Origin of the sequence: Flavobacterium jejuense (genome assembly GCF_006491595.2) — a bacterium.
In the GTDB taxonomy this organism is placed as follows: Bacteria; Bacteroidota; Bacteroidia; order Flavobacteriales; family Flavobacteriaceae; genus Flavobacterium; species Flavobacterium jejuense.
The window spans coordinates 47,151-64,263 of record NZ_VEVQ02000006.1 but is presented as its reverse complement, the minus strand read 5'-3'; the positions used below and the strand labels follow the sequence as shown (position 1 = coordinate 64,263).

The following is a 17,113-nucleotide window of genomic DNA, read 5'->3' as shown; positions in this document are numbered from 1 at the left end:
AATTTTAACTTTTAAATACTTTATCTAGAGAAACTCCTCTTTGCTTAGCAACAGTTAAAGCACTTCTCATTTGTAATAAAGCATCAAAAGTAGCTTTAACAACGTTATGAGGATTTGATGAACCCTGAGATTTTGATAATACATCATGCACTCCAACCGATTCTAATACCGCACGCACAGCACCACCAGCAATAACTCCAGTACCATGAGAAGCAGGCATTAAAAACACTCTTGCTCCACCAAACTTACCTTTTTGCTCATGAGGAACAGTAGCACTATTCAAAGGAATTCTTACAAGATTTTTCTTAGCATCTTCAACTGCTTTTGCAATTGCTTCAGAAACATCTTTAGACTTTCCTAACCCATGACCAACTACACCATTCTCGTCTCCTACTACAACAATAGCAGAAAATCCGAATGCTCTACCTCCTTTAGTAACTTTCGTTACACGGTTCACACTTACCAAACGATCTTTTAACTCAAGACCACTTGGCTTTACTAGCTCTACATTTTTATATTTTTGATACATACTTTCTTAGAATTTAAGTCCAGCTTCTCTCGCTCCTTCAGCTAATGATTTTACACGACCATGATATAAATACCCACCTCTATCAAAAGTGATATTAGTTATACCTGCTTTAAGAGCTCTTTCAGCCACTAATTTTCCAACTGCATTAGCAGTTTCAATATTTGTACCTTTAGTTACTTCTTTATCACGAGAAGATGCAGCAACCATTGTAACACCGTTAACGTCATCTATGACTTGTGCATAGATTTCTTTATTAGATCTAAAAACAGCTAATCTAGGTTGAGCAGTAGTACCGCTAACAACCTTTCTTATTCTGAATTTTATTCTTTGTCTTCTTTCAGTTTTTGTTAATGACATAGTCTTAATTTTTAAGCTGATTTACCTGCTTTTCTTCTTAATACTTCACCTACAAACTTAATTCCTTTTCCTTTATAAGGTTCTGGCTTACGGAAAGCTCTGATTTTAGCAGATACTTGACCTAATAATTGTTTGTCAAATGATGATAATTTTACTATTGGATTTTTACCTTTTTCAGAAATAGTTTCTACTGTAACTTCTGGTACAACTTCTAAAACAATGTTATGAGAAAAACCAACAGCTAAATCAAGTTTTTGACCTTGATTAGAAGCTCTGTATCCAACTCCAACTAGTTCTAATTGTTTTGTAAAACCTTCTGAAACCCCTATAATCATATTGTTTATAAGAGAACGATAAAGTCCATGTTTCGCTCTTTCATTCTTATGATCTGATGAACGCTCAACGACAACTTGGTTGTCTTCAACTTTCACTGTAACATCAGAAAATTCCTGAGAAAGCTCGCCTAATTTTCCTTTTACTGTAATAACTGCATCTTTCACCTCTACGGTTACTCCTGCAGGTATTGCAACTGGATTTTTACCTATTCTTGACATTCTTTCGTCTTTATTATTAATATACGTAACAAATTACTTCCCCACCAACATTAAGCTGTTTAGCTTGTTTACCAGTCATAACACCCTTAGAAGTTGACACAATAGCAACACCTAAACCGTTTAAAATTCTAGGTAATTTAGTAGAGCCAGCATATTTACGCAAACCTGGTTTACTAATTCTTTGGATATCTTTAATAACAGACTCTTTAGTCTCTTTATCATACTTAAGAGCAATTTTGATTGTTCCTTGTACAGAACTGTCATCAAATTTGTAACTTAAAATATATCCTTGATCAAATAAAATTTTTGTGATTTCTTTTTTCAAGTTAGAAGCAGGAATCTCAACAATTTTATGATTCGCTCTAACAGCGTTTCTAACTCTCGTAAGAAAATCTGCAATTGGATCTGTATACATATGTATAAATTTGCGATTACGGTTTTCAAAGGGTACTCACCAAATGAACCTTTAATCAATTAAAATTATTTTTTGGTTTGCAAAAATATAAAAAATTTGCGTAATTACCAAGATGCTTTTTTAACACCTGGAATTAAACCTTGATTAGCCATTTCACGGAAAGTTACACGAGAAAGTCCAAACTGACGCATATATCCTCTTGGTCTTCCAGTTAACTTACAACGATTATGTAAACGAACCGGAGAAGCATTTTTAGGCAATTTTTGCAATGCTTCGTAATCTCCAGCTTCCTTCAAAGCTTTTCTTTTATCAGCATATTTAGCCACTAATGCTTCTCTTTTCGCCTCACGGGCTTTCATTGATTCTTTAGCCATGTCTTAATTCTTTTTAAAAGGTAAACCTAATTCTGACAATAATGATTTTGCTTCTTTGTCTGTATCAGCAGAAGTAACAAAAGTAATATCAAAACCAGAAATTTTATTTACTTTATCAATATCAATTTCAGGGAAAATAATTTGTTCCAAAACCCCTAAGTTATAATTACCTCTTCCGTCAAAACCAGTTGATTTAATACCACCAAAATCTCTTACACGAGGTAAAGAAGATGTAATCAGTCTATCTAAGAATTCATACATTCTTTCTCCACGTAAAGTTACTTTAGCACCAATTGGCATACCTTTTCTCAATTTAAAAGACGCAACGTCTTTCTTAGAAATGGTAGCAACTGCTTTTTGCCCAGTAATTTTTGTTATTTCTTCGACAGCATAATCAACTAATTTTTTATCAGATACTGCTGCACCAACTCCACGGCTTACAATGATTTTTTCCAATTTTGGAACTTGCATCACATTTTTGTAACCGAACTCTTCAGTAAGAGCAGAGATTACTCTACTCTTATATTCTTCTTTTAATCTAGGTATATAAGCCATTACTATAATACTTGATTAGATTTTTTTGAAATCCTTACTTTCTTATCTCCTTCAACTTTGTAACCTACTTTAGTAATTGATTTCGATTTTGGATCAATTAAAGATAAGTTAGAAATATGTATTGGAGCTTCTTTCTTAACGATACCTCCTTGAGGGCTTTTTGCACTTGGTTTTGTATGTTTTGAAACCATGTTCACACCTTCAACTATCGCTTTGTTTTTTTCACGGATAACTCGCAAAACAGTACCTTCTGAACCTTTATGATCACCAGCAATTACTTTTACTACGTCTCCTGATTTAATTTTTAGCTTTGTCATCATTTTTAGAATTAAAGCACCTCTGGTGCTAATGATACAATTTTCATGAATTGTTTTTCACGAAGTTCTCTTGCAACTGGACCAAAAACACGAGTACCTCTCATTTCACCTGCAGCGTTTAACAATACGCATGCGTTATCGTCAAAACGAATATAAGATCCATCAGCTCTTCTCACTTCTTTTTTAGTACGTACAACAACTGCAGTTGATACAGCACCCTTCTTAACGTTTCCGTTAGGTGTTGCATCTTTAATTGAAACTACAATCTTATCTCCAACAGAGGCATAACGACGTTTCGTTCCTCCTAAAACACGAATAGTTAAAACTTCTTTAGCTCCCGTGTTATCTGCTACTTTTAATCTTGATTCTTGTTGTACCATGGTTACTTAGCTCTTTCAATGATTTCAACTAATCTCCAACATTTAGATTTACTTAAAGGTCTTGTTTCCATGATCTTTACAGTATCACCAATGTTACAGTCATTTGTTTCGTCGTGTGCAACATATTTTTTTGTTTTTAACACGAACTTACCGTATAAAGGGTGCTTTACTCTTCTTGTTTCAGAAACAACAATAGATTTCTCCATTTTGTTGCTAGTAACTACACCAACTCTCTCTTTTCTTAAATTTCTTTTTTCCATCTTTCAGCAGAATACAATTATTGTAACTCTCTTTTAGTTATTTCTGTTGCAACTCTAGCAACAGCTCTTCTAATAGTTCTTATTTGAAGAGGATTCTCTATTGGAGAAATAGTATGAGCTGTTTTTAATTCAGCATACGTTCTCTTTAACTCACTAAGTTTTTGTTGTAACTCAGCTGCAGATAGATTATTTATTTCTGATTGTTTCATAATATTTTTTGATTATGCTTCGAAATCTCTAGCAACGACAAACTTAGTTTTTACTGGAAGTTTTTGTGCAGCAAGACGCAAAGCTTCTTTCGCTACTGATAGAGGAACTCCACCAACTTCAAACATGATTCTTCCAGGTTTCACGACTGCAGCCCAATACTCAACTGCACCTTTACCTTTACCCATACGTACTTCAAGAGGCTTCTTTGTTATAGGCTTGTCTGGAAATATCTTAATCCATAACTGCCCCTCTCTTTTCATAAAACGAGTTGCAGCAATACGAGCTGCTTCAATTTGACGAGAAGTTATAAAGGTTGATTCTAAAGATTTTATTCCAAACATACCATTAGAAAGCTCGTGTCCTCTTTGAGAAACACCTTTCATTCTACCTTTCTGTACCTTTCGGTATTTTGTTCTTTTAGGCTGTAACATTTTTTCTTAAGTTTAAAAAATTACTTTCTTTTGCTTCTGTTTGGCTTACCATCTCTTTTTTGAGATCCTGATGATTTAGACTTTTGTTTGTCCATACCAACTAACGGAGAAAGATCTCTTTTACCATAAACCTCACCTTTCATTATCCATACTTTAATCCCCATTCTACCATAAGTAGTATGAGCTTCAGCTAATGCATAATCAATATCAGCTCTGAAAGTTGACAAAGGAATTCTACCATCTTTAAAGCCTTCAGATCGTGCCATTTCTGCACCATTTAAACGACCAGAAATCAAAACCTTAATACCTTCAGCATTCATTCTCATTGCAGCCGCAATAGCCATTTTAATAGCTCTTCTGTATGAAATTCTGCTTTCAATTTGACGTGCTATACTATTTGCAACTAAGTAAGCATCAATCTCTGGTCTTTTGATTTCAAATATATTGATTTGAATTTCTTTGTCGGTAATTTTCTTAAGTTCCTCTTTCAACTTGTCTACCTCTTGACCACCTTTACCGATAATAATACCAGGTCTAGCAGTAGTGATAGTAACGGTTACAAGCTTTAAAGTTCTTTCGATAATTACTTTTGATACACTAGCTTTTGATAAACGCGCATGGATGTACTTTCTGATTTTAAAATCTTCTGCGATTTTATCACCATAATCATTTCCTCCATACCAGTTTGAGTCCCATCCTCTGATGATACCAAGTCTATTTCCAATTGGATTTGTCTTTTGTCCCATACTGTTTATTAATTACTTTGTGTGTTATTATTTGATCCTAATACGATTGTAACGTGATTAGAACGTTTTCTAATTCTATGAGCACGACCTTGAGGAGCTGGACGAAGTCTTTTCAACATCATACCTCCATCTACTCTAATCTCTTTTACAAATAAGCCTGCTTCTTCAACACTAGAATCTGCATTTTTCTGTTGATAATTATTTATCGCAGAAAGCAACAATTTTTCTAATTTTCTAGAAGCTTCTTTACTATTAAACCTTAATATATTAAGAGCTAACTCTACTTTCTTACCTCTAACTAAATCTGCCACTAAGCGCATTTTTCTAGGTGAAGTAGGGCAATTATTTAGTTTAGCAAAAGCAATTTGCGTTTTTGCTTCTTTAATTTGCTCTGCTCTTTCTCTTTTACGAACTCCCATAGCTTCTTATTATTTTTTACCTTTATTTTTTGCACCAGCGTGACCTCTAAATGATCTTGTTGGTGAAAATTCCCCTAATTTATGTCCTACCATGTTTTCTGTTACGTAAACTGGTACAAATTGACGACCATTATGCACTGCAATAGTTTGACCAACAAAATCTGGAGTAATCATAGAAGCTCTTGACCAAGTCTTAATAACAGCTTTATTATCTTTCTCTATATTTTCTTGAACTTTTTTCTCTAATTTATAGTGAACATAAGGTCCTTTTTTTAATGAACGTGCCATGTTTATCTAATTATTTCTTTCTACGTTCTACAATATACTTATTACTTGGGTTAACCTTAGAACGAGTTCTATAACCCTTAGCAGGTAAACCTTTTCTTGAACGTGGATGACCTCCAGAAGAACGTCCTTCTCCACCACCCATTGGGTGATCAACAGGATTCATTGCAACAGGTCTTGTTCTAGGTCTTCTTCCTAACCATCTTGATCTACCAGCTTTACCAGAAACAACTAATTGGTGATCAGAGTTTGATACCGCCCCAATAGTAGCCGAACAAGTTAACAAAATCAATCTTGTTTCACCAGAAGGCATTTTAATAGTTGCATACTTACCATCTCTTGCCATTAATTGAGCAAAAGTACCTGCAGAACGAGCAATAACAGCCCCTTGACCAGGTCTTAATTCGATACAAGAAATAACTGTACCTAAAGGAATTTTACTTAAAGGCAATGTATTTCCAATTTCTGGAGACGCATCTTCACCAGAAACTACGGTTTGTCCAACTTGCAAACCATTTTGAGCAATGATATACGTTTTTTCACCATCAGCATAAGCTAATAAAGAGATAAAAGCTGAACGATTTGGATCATATTCGATAGTCTTAACTGTAGCAGGAACACCCACTTTAGTTCTTTTAAAATCTACAATACGATACTTTTGTTTATGACCACCACCAATATAACGCATGGTCATTTTTCCTTGACTATTTCTACCTCCAGAGTTTTTTTTCGGTGCAATCAAAGAACGCTCCGGCTTATCAGTTGTAATAGTGTCAAAGCTATTTACAACTCTAAAACGCTGACCTGGGGTAATAGGTTTTAATTTTCTAACTGACATTTTCTATTAGATATTATTATAAAAATCAATTGTCTCTCCTTCTTGAACTTGAACAATTGCTTTCTTATATGCATTTGTTTTCCCACTGATTAAACCACTTTTAGTGTACTTAACCGATCTATCAGCTCTGTAATTCATTGTATTTACACTAACAACACTCACACCATAAACAGCTTCAACAGCATTTTTGATTTGAATTTTATTTGCTTTTTTATCAACTACAAAACCAAAACGGTTAAAAATCTCACCATCTTTAGTTATTTTTTCAGTTATAATAGGCTTAATAATGATACTCATAACCTTATTTATTTACTTAAATTATCTTCTATTCCGCTTAAAGCACCTTCCAAAACCACTAAACTATTAGCGTTTAATATTCCATAAGTACTTAATTCTGAAGAAGTTACCACTGAAGACGCCTTTAAATTTCGTGACGACAAATATACATTTTTATTTGAATCACCCAATACAAATAAAGATTTTTTATTATCTAAACCTAAAGCATTCAATACATTAATGAAATTTTTAGTGTTTGGTGTTTCAAATGTAAAGTCTTCTAAAACTATCAAACTTGACTCTTTTACTTTTAAAGAAAGAGCAGATTTTCTAGCCAATCTCTTTAAATTTTTATTTAATTTAAAAGAATAACTTCTAGGTCTAGGTCCAAAAACTGTACCTCCACCTTTAAACAAAGGGTTTTTCGCACTACCTGCACGGGCAGTACCTGTTCCTTTTTGTTTTTTAATCTTACGTGTACTTCCTGCAACTTCAGCTCTTTCCTTAGCTTTGTGGGTACCTTGTCTTTGATTTGCTAAATATTGTTTAACATCAAGATATACAGCGTGATTATTTGGCTCTATTGCGAATACTGAATCAGAAAGTTGAACTTTTCTCCCAGTATCTTTTCCGTTGAAATCTAATACTTTTACTTCCATTATTTCTGAATGATTACATAAGAGTTTTTATGTCCTGGAACACATCCTTTAACAACTAAAAGATTTTTATCAGCAACAACTTTTAAAACTTTAAGGTTTTGAATAGTTACATTCTCTCCACCCATTCTTCCGGCCATTCTCATACCTTTGAATACTCTTGATGGATATGAAGACGCACCAACAGAACCAGGAGCTCTTAATCGGTTGTGCTGACCATGAGTTGCTTGACCCACACCACCGAAACCGTGACGCTTAACAACCCCTTGAAAACCTTTACCTTTAGAAACACCTTGAACATCTACAAATTCTCCTTCAGCAAATAAATCCACTGTAAGAACTTCACCTAATTTGTGTTCTTCTTCAAAATACTTGAATTCAATAACTTTCTTCTTAGCAACTGCTCCAGCCTTCTTGAAGTGTCCTTCTTCTGCTTTTACTGTATGCTTTTCAGTTTTGTCATCGAAACCAAGCTGAAGAGCACTATACCCGTCAACCTCTTTGGTTCTGACTTGGGTAATAACACATGGACCTGCTTCAATAACAGTACAAGGAATATTTTTCCCGTTCTCGTCAAAGATACTAGTCATGCCAATTTTTCTTCCGATTAACCCAGACATATAAAACTAATTAATTAATTAAACTATTTTTAATACTATACATATATACATGTACACAATCCTCATTTTGAGGGTGCAAATATATAATTATTTTTTAATTCTCGCAAAAATAATTAGTTACCTCATTTTTTATTTAAAAAAAGGCTATTTTCACTTCATTAAAAAAACCGTAGCGCTTTCACACTAACGGTTTTATATTTATACTGCTTTAGCAGTGATTACCTAAACTTTTATTTCAACTTCAACTCCACTAGGTAATTCTAACTTCATTAAAGCATCAATTGTTTTAGAAGACGAACTATAAATATCCAATAATCTCTTATATGAACTTAGCTCAAACTGCTCTCTTGACTTTTTATTCACGTGAGGTGAACGTAAAACAGTAAAGATTTTTTTATTTGTAGGCAATGGAATAGGTCCAGTAACTACAGCACCTGTACTTTTTACAGTCTTTACGATTTTTTCAGCTGATTTATCAACTAAATTGTGATCGTATGATTTTAATTTTATTCTGATTTTTTGACTCATTTTCTTAAAAATTAAGCGTTACCTTTTGCTTTTTTGATTACCTCTTCCGAAATATTAGATGGTGTTTCAGCATAATGAGAAAACTCCATTGTAGAGGTAGCTCTACCAGAAGATAATGTTCTCAATGTTGTGACATAACCAAACATCTCAGATAATGGAACATCTGCTTTAATGGTTTTAGCACCACTTCTATCACCCATATCATTAACTTGACCTCTACGACGATTTAAATCACCTACAATATCACCCATATTTTCCTCAGGAGTAATAACTTCGATTTTCATGATTGGCTCAAGAATAACAGCTCCAGCAGCCTTTGCTACTTCTTTGTATCCTAATTTTGCTGCTAATTCAAAAGAAAGAGCATCAGAATCCACAGGATGAAAAGACCCATCAGTAAGGGTAACTTTCAAACTATCTACTGCATATCCAGCTAAAGGACCAGTTTTCATAGCTTCACGGAAACCTTTTTCAACAGCAGGAATATATTCCTTAGGTACATTTCCTCCTTTTACAGCATTAACAAATTGCAATCCAAAAGCTGGCTTACCATCTACATCATCAGCTGGCTCTAAAGTAAATACAATATCTCCAAATTTACCACGACCTCCAGATTGTTTTTTATAAACCTCTCTATGAGTTGCTGTTTTAGTAAACGCTTCTTTATACTCTACTTGAGGCTCACCTTGATTCACCTCTACTTTAAACTCACGCTTCATACGATCCACAAGTATATCTAAGTGAAGCTCACCCATTCCAGATATGATTGTTTGACCAGAAGCCTCATCAGTTCTAACTGTAAATGTAGGATCTTCTTCAGCTAATTTAGCCAAAGCCATACCCATCTTATCAACATCAGCCTTTGTTTTAGGCTCAATAGCTATACCAATTACAGGATCAGGGAATTTCATTGACTCAAGAATAATAGGATGTTTTTCATCACACATAGTATCTCCTGTCTTGATATCTTTAAATCCTACAGCAGCACCAATATCTCCTGCTTCAATATATTCAATTGGATTTTGTTTATTAGCATGCATTTGATAAATACGAGAGATACGCTCCTTATTTCCTGAACGAGTGTTCAAAATATAAGATCCAGCATCTAAACGCCCTGAATAAGCACGAAAGAAAGCTAAACGACCCACATAAGGATCAGTAGCAATTTTAAATGCAAGAGCAGCAAATGGCTCTTTTGGATCAGGACGACGTAATATTTTCTTTTGATCTTCTTCTAATAAATCAATATCATCAGGATGAATTCCCTCAATACCTTCTTTATCCATAGGTGAAGGCAAATACTTACAAACCGCATCTAACATAAACTGTACTCCCTTATTTTTGAATGCAGAACCTGCAATCATAGGAATAATAGCCATATCAATAGTAGCTGCACGTAAAGCTGCATTTATTTCATCTTCGGTAATAGAATTCTCATCTTCCATATACTTATCTAAAAGATTCTCGTCATAAGTAGCGATTTCTTCAATAAGAATTGAACGATATTCTTTTACATCATCAACCATATCAGCAGGAATATCAATAATATCAAAAGTAGCACCTTGTGTTTCATCATGCCATACTATAGCTTGATTTTTAACCAAATCCACCACTCCTCTGAAATCATTCTCTTCTCCAATTGGCAAAGTAATAGCTACTGCATTTGATTTCAACATATCTTTCACTTGTTGACATACTGCTAAAAAATTAGACCCTTGACGATCCATTTTATTAACAAATCCCATACGTGGCACTCTATATTGATCAGCAAGTCTCCAGTTAGTTTCTGATTGTGGCTCAACACCATCAACAGCACTAAACAAGAAAACCAACCCATCAAGTACACGCAATGAACGATTCACCTCTACTGTAAAATCAACGTGACCTGGTGTATCGATAATATTAAAATGATAAGGTATAGATTCCGGTAAAATTTTTCCTTGTTGAGTTGGAAAATTCCATTCACAAGTTGTAGCAGCAGAAGTAATAGTAATACCTCTTTCCTGTTCTTGCGCCATCCAGTCCATTGTTGCAGCACCATCATGCACTTCTCCAATTTTGTGTGATTTTCCAGTGTAGAACAATACACGCTCAGTAGTTGTTGTTTTACCAGCATCAATATGAGCTGCAATTCCTATATTTCTTGTATATTTTAAATCTCTAGCCATTTCTAATATTTTATGAATTAAAATCTAAAGTGAGAGAAAGCTTTGTTTGCTTCTGCCATTTTATGAGTATCCATTCTTTTCTTAACAGCAGCACCTTCTTCTTTAGCAGCAGCTAAAATTTCAGAAGCCAACTTGTTAGCCATTGATTTTTCATTTCTTCTTCTTGCATAAAGAATCATCCATTTCATTGAATAAGAAATTTTTCTATCTGGACGAATTTGCATTGGAATTTGAAAAGTAGCTCCACCTACTCTACGCGAACGAACTTCTACGTGAGGCATCACATTAGTCAATGCATCTTTCCAAATTTCTAAAGCAGTCTTTTCTGCATCTTGCTTTTTCGTTTCTACAATGTCTAATGCATCATAAAAAACTTTAAAAGCTGTTGATTTTTTACCATCCCACATTAAGTTGTTTACAAAACGTGTTACTAACTGATCGTTAAATTTTGGATCTGGTAAAAGAGGTCTTTTTTTGGCCTGTCTTTTTCTCATGTCTTTACTTTAAAAAGATTTTAAATTACTTTTTCTTTCCAGCTGCAGCTGCTTGTCCTGGTTTTGGACGTTTTGCACCATACTTAGATCTACGTTGTGTTCTTCCTGCAACACCTGCTGTATCTAATGCACCACGAACGATGTGGTAACGTACACCTGGTAAATCTTTTACTCTCCCACCTCTAACTAATACTATCGAGTGCTCTTGTAGATTATGTCCTTCTCCAGGGATGTAAGCATTTACTTCATTACCATTTGTTAAACGAACACGTGCAACTTTACGCATTGCCGAGTTTGGTTTTTTTGGCGTTGTAGTATAAACACGCGTACAAACCCCTCTTCTTTGAGGACAAGAATCTAAAGCAGCCGATTTACTCTTCTTAGTTATTTTGGCTCTTCCAGTTCTTACTAATTGTTGAATTGTTGGCATAATTGTTTATAATAATTACTTATAAATTAACTCCCTAACACTATTTAGGGGGTGCAAATGTAATTATTATTTTTTACAAAACAAATCTAATTTATTTATTTTCAAGTTGATTAGAATTTTATTAACACCACTCCAAACTCAAAAAAAACAACAAAACACATTATACCCCTAATAAGAACTACATCTCAGTATAGCAGGAAGCTGGAATATAGATCACAAAAAAACAACTAATGAATCGTTCTAACTTAAAATTTATTTTACAATTTTACGTTACTTTACAACAATGAAAAAAAACTACATTATATTATGTCTAATAAGTTGTCTTTTCTCACAAGGCCAACAATTCAATCTTATTATAGATGGAATTTCAGCAAAAGACAAAGAAACAATTGACAGTATTACTTATATCAAAAAACATAAGAATGTTGCTTCTATAATAAATCAGATTAAAAAATTTGACTCCATTTTAAATAAAGCTGGCTTTTTAGAATCAATTCTAAAAGACCAAAAAAAGACAAACGACAGCTCTTTTAACTACACCTATAACATAGGAAATAAAACAACAAAGACCAGAATAATCACTAATAATCTCACCGCAGAAAAGAAAACAATATTAGCCATAAACACAGACACCCTAACAATTCCTTTTGAAGAAACTGAAAAATGGATATTAAACAAATTACAGACACTGGAAAAAAAAGGCTACTCGTTAGCAAAATTAAAATTAACAAATCAAGAGAAAAAGAAAAATACACTCTACTCTAACTTAGACATACAATTAAATTCTCAAAGAAAAACAGATGCCCTTATATTACTAGGCTACGATAAATTTCCAAAAAACATAAAACATCAACTTGAACAGAAAATTAAAAATAGAGTTTTTAATCAAAATTTTGTTTCAAAAATCTATAATGACCTAAACAGTCTAACATTTATAACACAATTAAAATATCCAGAAATATTATTCACAGAAAATAAAACAAATATTTTTGCATACATAAACAAGTCTAAACCCAATAAATTTGATGGATACATTGGCTTTTCAAATGATAAAAATCAAAAACTAGTTTTTAATGGATACCTTGACTTATTATTAATCAACATCTTTAACTCTGGGGAAAAATTCAAAATCTTCTGGAAGAATGACGGAAATCAACAAACCCTATTCAATTTAAACACAGAACAACCCTATATCTTCAAAACACCGTTAGGTATAAAATCTGAATTAAATATTTTCAAACAAGACAGCACTTTTCAAAACACACAAATAAGTTTAAATCTAGGTTATTATTTTTCTTTTAACCAAAAAACTTACATAGGCTTTCAAAACACAACCTCAGTTGATATCCAAAACACAAATAACCAGAACCTAACAAATTTCAAAAATCAATTTTACACAATTACTCACGAGTATAAAAAAAACAACAACACAAACTACCTATTTCCAGACAAAACAAATTTACAAATCACTATTGGAGCCGGAACAAGAAACAGCAACCTAAAAAAAAACAACCAGTTTTTCAGTAAACTAGAATTAAGTCATTTGATTACTTTAAACAACAAAAACAACATCTTATTAAAAAATCAAACTTTTTATCTTAATAGTAAAAATTACCTAACAAACGAATTATATAGATTTGGCGGCATAAACTCAATAAGAGGTTTCAGAGAAAACTCACTACAAACAAATTTACTTACATCATTAATAACAGAATATCGATATATTATTACACCAAACCTTTCCATACACTCTATATTAGATTATGCATATTATGAAGACAAAACTACAGAGTCAAAAAACAAATTACTAGGTTTAGGAATAGGGTTTGAATTATTAACCAACAATGGCCTTTTACACTTTGTCTACTCAAATGGATCAACTGAAAAACAAAACATTAAATTATCAAACTCAATTATACAAATTAGTTTTAAAACAAAGTTTTAAGACTTTCAGTGTTAAATGTTAAAAAAATATTAAATAATATTAGGATAACAAACTTTTTTTTGTGAATTTTGGTCAACTAATTCAAACAAACAAATATGAGATCTAAATTTAACCTACTACTAACGGTGTTAGTGGTAATGTTAGGGCAAATGACTTTTGCTCAAGTAAAAACTGTTTCTGGAACAGTTGTAGATCAAAACGGACTTCCGTTACCAAGTGTAGCTATTCAAGAGAAAAGCACAAGTAACGGCACACAAACCGATTTTGATGGTAATTTTAAAATTGAAGTAAAACAAGGCTCAATACTTGTTTTCAGTTATGTCAGCATGAAGACTCAAGAAGTTATTGTTAATTCAACAACTTTAAAAGTTACAATGCAAGAAGATGTAACTACTCTAGAAGGAGTAGTTGTAACCGCACAAGGCATTAAAAGAGAAAAAAAATCTCTTGGATATGCAACTCAACAAATAAATGGTGATGATTTAAATGGAGGATCAGCAACAGGAAACGTAACCAATCTATTATCTGGAAAAGCCGCAGGTGTAGAAATCAGGAGAAACAACAACATGGGAGGTTCTACAAATGTTGTTATTCGTGGAAACAAATCCCTAACAGGAAACAATCAAGCGCTTTGGGTTATAGATGGTGTTCCAGTAGACAATTCTAATTCAAACACAACTGGTCAACAACAAGCTGGTAGCGGATATGACTACGGAAATACTGCTTCTGACATTAATCAAGAAGACATTGAATCCATTAATATATTGAAAGGAGCTGCCGCGACTGCTTTATATGGTTCTAGAGCTGCAAATGGAGTAGTAATGGTTACTACAAAAAAAGGGAAATCAGGAAAAGGATTTGGAGTAACAGTTTCTTCAAGTCTAAATGTAGGAACTGTTGACAAATCAACATTCCCAACATACCAGGATAAATATGGAGCTGGGTATGGCCCATATTACGGAGATCCAACTGGGTATTTTGATTATTTTGATGTAAATGGAGACTCCACAGATGATTTAGTCGTGCCAACTTATGAAGATGCTTCATATGGAGCTGCATTTGACAATCAGTTAGTTTATCAATGGAATGCTTTCACTCCATACTCTGATAATTTCAACCAAGCTACTCCATGGCAAAGTGCAAAAAATGGTCCAGTATCTTTTTTTAATAAATCTGTAACTACAAATAACAGTATAAGTATTCAAAATTCGACAGATAAATCAAATTTATTGTTTTCATTAACAAATTTTGACCAAACTGGGATTTTACCTAATAGTAAGTTGAAAAAAAATCAATTAAGTACTAAATTCAGTCAAAAAATCACAGACAAGCTAACTTTCAATTCATATGCTGCTGTCACATTACAAAACACTACTGGTAGAAACTCTACAGGTTACAATGACAACGTCATGACAAATTTCAGACAATGGTGGCAAACTAATGTTGACGTTAAAGAACTAGAACAAGTTTATAACAATTCTGGTGGTCAAAACATAACTTGGAATTGGTCAGATGTATCAGACCCAAGTGGTCTAAAACCAATCTTTTGGGACAATCCATACTTTACAAGATACAAAAACTACTCTTCTGATAGCAGAAACAGATTATTAGGATATGCTTCATTGAATTATGAGATTAATAGTTGGTTATCAGCTATGGGTAGAATCTCCATGGACACATACAAAGAATTACAAGAAGAAAGAAGAGCTATTGGCTCTATAGCCTCGACGTTTGGTTTATCCCCAGTAGACGAAGGTTCAGGGTACCAAAGATACGATAGAAGTTTCAAAGAGTTAAATTATGACATGATGTTAAATTTTAACAAAAAATTTGATTCAGAAATAAGTTTAACTGGAGTTATAGGATCAAATGTAAGAAGACAATATGTAGACAATGTTTTAGCTTCTACAATTGGTGGTCTTGTTGTACCAGAACTTTATGCTCTTTCTAATTCACGATTTGAATTACCTTTCCCTGTACAAACAAAATATACATGGGGAGTAAATGGCCTTTATGCACAAGGATCTATAGGATTTAAAGACACCTACTTCGTTGATGCCTCAATCAGAAGAGATGCTTCATCAACACTACCTAAAGGTGACAATTCATACTATTACCCTGCTGTATCTGGATCTTTAGTATTCTCAAATTTAGCAAACCAAGAATGGCTTAACTTTGGAAAGATAAGAGCTAATTATGCTGAAGTAGGAAATGATGCACCTCCATTAAGCTTAATCAACACATTCCAAAGAAACACAAACTTTCATGGACAACCGTCATTCACTCTACCAAATGTTAACAAAAACCCTAACTTAAAACCCGAAAGAACAAAATCTTTCGAAATAGGTATTGAAGCGAGTATGTTTAATAGACGTTTTGGAATTGATGCAAGTTATTATGTAACAAACTCGATTGATCAAATTGTTTCTGGTGCAGTTTCATCTGCTTCTAGCGTTACTAATGCAGTTGTAAATGGTGGAGAAATTCAAAACAAAGGTATTGAATTACAGTTAACCGGAACACCTATAAAGACTGAAGATTTTCAATGGGATATAATTGTAAACTGGTCAAAAAACAAAAGTGAAGTTATTTCTTTACCTGGTGGCTTAGAAAACCTACAATTAGGTTCTTTCCAGCAAGGTATTACAATAAATGCAACTCCTGGTGAACCATATGGGACCATAAAAGGTACAGATTATATTTATGTTAATGGACAACCAGTTATTGACCAAAGTACAGGAAGGTATTTAGCGACAACTACATCTGATAATACAATTGGAAATATAACTCCAGATTGGATAGGTGGATTAAGAAACAAAATCACCTATAAAAACATTTCTCTTGGATTTTTGATTGATATGCAAAAAGGTGGAGATATTTTCTCTTTAGACATGGCATATGGTTTAGCTACAGGATTGTATGCAGAAACAGCTGAAGGAGACATAAGAACTACTGGAGTTATTCATCAAGGTGTTGCACCTGACGGAAGCCCAAACACAGTTGCTACAATTTCTCCTGAGTTCTATGGGAATAATTATGGATACAGAAGAGAACCTAATAAATCATTCATTTATGATGCATCATTTGTAAAATTACGTGAAGCTTCAATTTCATATAGTTTTCCAAAAAAATATTTTGAAAACACATTCATTAAAGATTTGAAATGTAGTTTAGTAGGTACTAATCTATGGATTATTCACAAAAACCTACCGTATGCGGATCCAGAAAGTGGCTTATCATCTGGTAATTTATCAAGAGGTTACTCAGTAGGTTCATTACCTACAACAAGAGATATAGGCCTAAACATAACTTTTAAATTCTAATCA

General features: G+C 33.3%; 24 protein-coding genes. 2 read left to right on the top strand and 22 right to left on the bottom strand.

The annotated features are described in order from the left end of the window. Positions 1-4: 4 nt before the first annotated feature. The 22 genes from rpsE to rpsL all read right to left on the bottom strand — a co-directional run bounded on the left by rpsE (position 5) and on the right by rpsL (position 11,842). Positions 5-529, bottom strand: coding sequence for a 30S ribosomal protein S5 (gene rpsE, locus FIA58_RS10360; protein ID WP_140962411.1), 525 nt, complete (start codon positions 527-529; stop codon positions 5-7). Positions 530-535: 6 nt separating this feature from the next. Next, positions 536-886: a 50S ribosomal protein L18 gene (gene rplR, locus FIA58_RS10355; RefSeq protein ID WP_140962410.1), complete on the bottom strand. Its 351-nt coding sequence runs from the start codon at positions 884-886 to the stop codon at positions 536-538. Positions 887-897: 11 nt separating this feature from the next. Beyond that, positions 898-1,440 (bottom strand): 50S ribosomal protein L6, encoded by a 543-nt coding sequence (rplF, locus tag FIA58_RS10350; protein ID WP_140962409.1) that lies wholly within the window; start codon positions 1,438-1,440, stop codon positions 898-900. 16 nt (positions 1,441-1,456) lie between these two features. Then, the gene (gene rpsH / locus FIA58_RS10345; RefSeq protein ID WP_140962408.1) at positions 1,457-1,855 is read right to left on the bottom strand and encodes a 30S ribosomal protein S8; all 399 of its coding nucleotides are present in this window, start codon (positions 1,853-1,855) and stop codon (positions 1,457-1,459) included. 104 nt (positions 1,856-1,959) lie between these two features. After that, positions 1,960-2,229: a 30S ribosomal protein S14 gene (gene rpsN, locus FIA58_RS10340; RefSeq protein WP_140962407.1), complete on the bottom strand. Its 270-nt coding sequence runs from the start codon at positions 2,227-2,229 to the stop codon at positions 1,960-1,962. A gap of 3 nt (positions 2,230-2,232) precedes the next feature. Further along, a complete protein-coding gene (gene rplE, locus FIA58_RS10335; RefSeq protein ID WP_140962406.1) occupies positions 2,233-2,784 on the bottom strand; it encodes a 50S ribosomal protein L5 in 552 nt (183 codons plus the stop codon). A 2-nt stretch (positions 2,785-2,786) separates the two neighbouring features. Further along, on the bottom strand, positions 2,787-3,101 hold the full coding sequence (rplX, locus tag FIA58_RS10330; protein WP_140962620.1) for a 50S ribosomal protein L24: 315 nt from the start codon (positions 3,099-3,101) through the stop codon (positions 2,787-2,789). Between the two features lie 11 nt (positions 3,102-3,112). Next, on the bottom strand, positions 3,113-3,481 hold the full coding sequence (gene rplN, locus FIA58_RS10325; RefSeq protein ID WP_007803649.1) for a 50S ribosomal protein L14: 369 nt from the start codon (positions 3,479-3,481) through the stop codon (positions 3,113-3,115). Between the two features lie 2 nt (positions 3,482-3,483). After that, complete coding sequence (gene rpsQ, locus FIA58_RS10320) at positions 3,484-3,741, bottom strand: 30S ribosomal protein S17 (RefSeq protein WP_045968420.1); 258 nt, start codon at positions 3,739-3,741, stop codon at positions 3,484-3,486. Positions 3,742-3,758: 17 nt separating this feature from the next. Beyond that, positions 3,759-3,950 (bottom strand): 50S ribosomal protein L29, encoded by a 192-nt coding sequence (gene rpmC / locus FIA58_RS10315; RefSeq protein WP_140962405.1) that lies wholly within the window; start codon positions 3,948-3,950, stop codon positions 3,759-3,761. Positions 3,951-3,962: 12 nt separating this feature from the next. Beyond that, the gene (gene rplP, locus FIA58_RS10310) at positions 3,963-4,382 is read right to left on the bottom strand and encodes a 50S ribosomal protein L16 (RefSeq protein WP_140962404.1); all 420 of its coding nucleotides are present in this window, start codon (positions 4,380-4,382) and stop codon (positions 3,963-3,965) included. A 20-nt stretch (positions 4,383-4,402) separates the two neighbouring features. After that, positions 4,403-5,128 (bottom strand): 30S ribosomal protein S3, encoded by a 726-nt coding sequence (rpsC, locus tag FIA58_RS10305; protein ID WP_140962403.1) that lies wholly within the window; start codon positions 5,126-5,128, stop codon positions 4,403-4,405. Positions 5,129-5,136: 8 nt separating this feature from the next. Further along, positions 5,137-5,547 (bottom strand): 50S ribosomal protein L22, encoded by a 411-nt coding sequence (gene rplV, locus FIA58_RS10300; RefSeq protein WP_140962402.1) that lies wholly within the window; start codon positions 5,545-5,547, stop codon positions 5,137-5,139. Positions 5,548-5,556: 9 nt separating this feature from the next. Further along, complete coding sequence (rpsS, locus tag FIA58_RS10295) at positions 5,557-5,835, bottom strand: 30S ribosomal protein S19 (RefSeq protein WP_045968430.1); 279 nt, start codon at positions 5,833-5,835, stop codon at positions 5,557-5,559. Positions 5,836-5,845: 10 nt separating this feature from the next. Then, positions 5,846-6,670: a 50S ribosomal protein L2 gene (rplB, locus tag FIA58_RS10290; RefSeq protein WP_140962401.1), complete on the bottom strand. Its 825-nt coding sequence runs from the start codon at positions 6,668-6,670 to the stop codon at positions 5,846-5,848. A 6-nt stretch (positions 6,671-6,676) separates the two neighbouring features. Beyond that, complete coding sequence (rplW, locus tag FIA58_RS10285) at positions 6,677-6,967, bottom strand: 50S ribosomal protein L23 (RefSeq protein WP_140962400.1); 291 nt, start codon at positions 6,965-6,967, stop codon at positions 6,677-6,679. Between the two features lie 8 nt (positions 6,968-6,975). Beyond that, positions 6,976-7,605, bottom strand: coding sequence for a 50S ribosomal protein L4 (gene rplD, locus FIA58_RS10280; RefSeq protein WP_140962399.1), 630 nt, complete (start codon positions 7,603-7,605; stop codon positions 6,976-6,978). Beyond that, positions 7,605-8,222, bottom strand: a complete 618-nt coding sequence (gene rplC / locus FIA58_RS10275; RefSeq protein WP_140962398.1) for a 50S ribosomal protein L3 — start codon at positions 8,220-8,222, stop codon at positions 7,605-7,607. The genes rplD and rplC overlap by 1 nt, the downstream gene beginning before the upstream one ends. A gap of 222 nt (positions 8,223-8,444) precedes the next feature. Next, positions 8,445-8,750: a 30S ribosomal protein S10 gene (gene rpsJ, locus FIA58_RS10270; protein WP_045968439.1), complete on the bottom strand. Its 306-nt coding sequence runs from the start codon at positions 8,748-8,750 to the stop codon at positions 8,445-8,447. 11 nt (positions 8,751-8,761) lie between these two features. Next, entirely contained in the window at positions 8,762-10,918 is a 2,157-nt protein-coding gene (fusA, locus tag FIA58_RS10265) for an elongation factor G (RefSeq protein WP_140962397.1), read from the bottom strand. Between the two features lie 17 nt (positions 10,919-10,935). After that, a complete protein-coding gene (gene rpsG / locus FIA58_RS10260; RefSeq protein WP_140962396.1) occupies positions 10,936-11,412 on the bottom strand; it encodes a 30S ribosomal protein S7 in 477 nt (158 codons plus the stop codon). A 25-nt stretch (positions 11,413-11,437) separates the two neighbouring features. After that, complete coding sequence (rpsL, locus tag FIA58_RS10255; protein WP_140962395.1) at positions 11,438-11,842, bottom strand: 30S ribosomal protein S12; 405 nt, start codon at positions 11,840-11,842, stop codon at positions 11,438-11,440. Positions 11,843-12,125: 283 nt separating this feature from the next. Between rpsL and FIA58_RS10250 the strand changes: the two genes are divergently transcribed. Both FIA58_RS10250 and FIA58_RS10245 read left to right on the top strand, forming a co-directional pair. Further along, positions 12,126-13,787 carry a BamA/TamA family outer membrane protein gene (locus tag FIA58_RS10250; protein WP_140962394.1) on the top strand — a complete coding sequence of 554 codons (1,662 nt, stop codon included), beginning with the start codon at positions 12,126-12,128 and terminating at the stop codon, positions 13,785-13,787. A 95-nt stretch (positions 13,788-13,882) separates the two neighbouring features. Further along, positions 13,883-17,110 carry a SusC/RagA family TonB-linked outer membrane protein gene (locus FIA58_RS10245; protein WP_140962393.1) on the top strand — a complete coding sequence of 1,076 codons (3,228 nt, stop codon included), beginning with the start codon at positions 13,883-13,885 and terminating at the stop codon, positions 17,108-17,110. Positions 17,111-17,113: the final 3 nt, after the last annotated feature.